Source organism: Sphingomonas sp. (assembly GCF_003248515.1).
In the GTDB taxonomy this organism is placed as follows: Bacteria; Pseudomonadota; Alphaproteobacteria; order Sphingomonadales; family Sphingomonadaceae; genus Sphingomonas_I.
Genome location: NZ_QFOB01000034.1, coordinates 1 through 2,226 on the forward strand (window position 1 = coordinate 1; position 2,226 = coordinate 2,226).

At 65.1% G+C, this 2,226-nt stretch carries 3 protein-coding genes; 1 reads left to right on the forward strand and 2 read right to left on the reverse strand.

The features are described from left to right. Together DI605_RS21430 and DI605_RS21435 are read right to left on the reverse strand one after the other, a co-directional pair. Positions 1 to 515, reverse strand: a 515-nt coding sequence (locus DI605_RS21430) for a ParB/RepB/Spo0J family partition protein (protein WP_293977820.1), incomplete at its 3' end; no start/stop codon positions are given. A 47-nt stretch (positions 516 to 562) separates the two neighbouring features. Then, a complete protein-coding gene (locus DI605_RS21435; protein WP_293977822.1) occupies positions 563 to 1,576 on the reverse strand; it encodes a hypothetical protein in 1,014 nt (337 codons plus the stop codon). A gap of 87 nt (positions 1,577 to 1,663) precedes the next feature. Between DI605_RS21435 and DI605_RS21440 the strand changes: the two genes are divergently transcribed. Then, positions 1,664 to 2,152, forward strand: a complete 489-nt coding sequence (locus DI605_RS21440) for a hypothetical protein (protein WP_293977824.1) — start codon at positions 1,664 to 1,666, stop codon at positions 2,150 to 2,152. Positions 2,153 to 2,226 lie beyond the last annotated feature (74 nt).

A 2,226-nucleotide genomic window follows, 5' to 3' on the forward strand; every position in this document is an offset into this window, starting at 1 on the left:
TTGTCCTGCTTGTCGGCGGGAACGGCGGCGAGCAATTCGGCGTGTCCGACCTTGATCCGGCGCTCGTCGAGCGCGGTTTTGACGGTCTCGGAAAGGTCGGCGAGCGCGAGTCGGCGATCCAGCTTTGCGCGGGACCAGCCAAGCCGCCGTGCAGCTTCAGCCCGATCGCCTTGGCATGCCGCGAGATAGCGAACGGCCGCGTCCGCCTGCTCGGTCTCGGAAGGATCATCGCGATCGTCGTTTTCGGCAATCGCCGCGTCGAGCGCCTCCTGGTCGGTCATCTCCCGGATCAGGACCGGCACCTCGCCGTTTTCGCCGAAGACTTCCATTGCGGCCCGGTAGCGGCGACCGCCCGCGACGATCGTGAAATGCTCCGGCAGGTCGGCGGCGGGCCGAACCAGCATCGGCTGCAGCATGCCCCGCAAGCGCAGGGAGGCGACGAGTTCGTCATGCTTCTTCCGGTCGAAATAGCGGCGCGGATTATAGCCCACGGCAATCCGGGCGAGCGGGACCATGGCGGTCCCGACAGGGTGCGATGCGGTCAACCACTCCCTCTCCCCTTTCACCGCTCGGCCGTCTGGCCATGGAAGATGTCGGCCGCCCACTGCTCGAGCCACGGCTCGAACATCTCATCGTGATCAAGATCACCGGACTCGATGAGAGCGCGGATTTCGGTACGGGCCTGGGCGAGAGCAGTCTCCCAAAGGTCGTTGGGCGGCGAATCTGCTTCGGCAGGACGTTGTTGCGGAAGGCGGCGCGGCCGCTCGGTTAGCCGGAGGTGCTGACCGGCCAGCCATTGCTCCATATGGTCGGCCACCACTCGATCCGTCTTGGCAATGCCCGCCTGCAGGGCTGCCCGACGCGCGCCGACACCATAGGCCTGGCTGTCGATCGAGGCGATCCGATGCGCGAACGGCAGTAGATAGGGCAACGCTGTGCCTTTGACGCCGAATGCGTGGAGACGGACACCGGGCGGCAAAATCTGATCGAGATGGTCGATGACCGCGATCAAGCCCTCCGGCCCGTGGATGTCGCGCCGGCACATGCTTCCCACGCCGATCAGTGCGCCAGGGTTGAGCGAGCCCCAGAGCGCATCGACGCAGCGCTCATAGTCGGATGGTCGCCGGCCCTGAATCACAGGCATCAGTCTGTCGGCTATTCCGGCATCCTCGCCCAGGATGCGGCAATCGCGATTGGCGCGGATGGTGCGCGACAGGCGGTCAAAAACCTCGTCGCGATCTCGCGCGATTTCGGCCTCGACGCAGTAATCGGCACTTGCCCACCAATGAAAGGGATAGGCCGCCGCCAGCGATACATAATCCGCCAGTGACCAGGGGAAACCGCCATAGCGCGCAGCCGCGACGAAGCCTGCGGAGTCCAGGCAGAGGCCGGACAAGCCCCGTGCATTCTGTAGTTGCCCCAGGCGCCATCCGGCCCATTCCCGCCAGCCGCCCTTGTCGGACCAGCGTGAAAGCGCGTTCGCCGAGATGAGCGCGGTCCGGCCAAGCGCGCGTGCCCGCTGAAGGATTGGCCCCTCGTTCAGGTGCGGCAGGCCAACGATGACGTTGATGGGCATGATGCGCGCTCCGCTCGCAACGGACGCATGCGGACAATTGACGGTCGCGCTTGTTCACGTTACGTTCTATTGAGTAGGAGATTTGCCATGACGACGCCGAGCCTCAGAGACCTGTTCGACCTCGACATCACGTTGCGGGATGCGGCGCTGGACATGGAGAATCGGCCGACGCGCCGCATGATCGCCAATGCGGCTATCGGCATCCATGTCGAGGACGCCTATTATTCGGTGCGGGAGCTGCGCGAGGCGGTGAGCTGGGTGCATGAAGGCGTTCCGGCGGGCAAGCTGAAGCTGGCGGAGATCCTCGGCAATGATGGTGCCGACGATTTTCAGCGCTGCATCTATTTCTGCCTCGCCGGCCGCGGCGTGGTGTCGATGCTCGACGATCTCGAATGGCTGGAGGATCTGCTGGAACGGCGCGGGCGTGTGGCTGGCGAGCAGAAGCGCTTGAAGGCGACGGTGATGCCGCTCGTGAACCCGTATGTGGCCGACGCGCCCGACGGACCGCTGGTCAGGATGGACGGGAATTTCGAGCAGGGACCATCTTGGTGGGCCGACCCGACTTTGTCGGCCTGACCATCAGCGCTCGCAGCTCAGGCGGTTCCCGTGCCGCCAGCGCGACGGTTCGATCCAGTCTCCGGCAAAGGCCC

Excerpts from the sequence above, each read along its gene's own strand:
- DI605_RS21435 (WP_293977822.1), bottom strand. The coding sequence starts at position 1,576 with ATGCCCATCAACGTCATCGTTGGCCTGCCGCACCTGAACGAGGGGCCA.
- DI605_RS21440 (WP_293977824.1), top strand. The coding sequence starts at position 1,664 with ATGACGACGCCGAGCCTCAGAGACCTGTTCGACCTCGACATCACGTTG.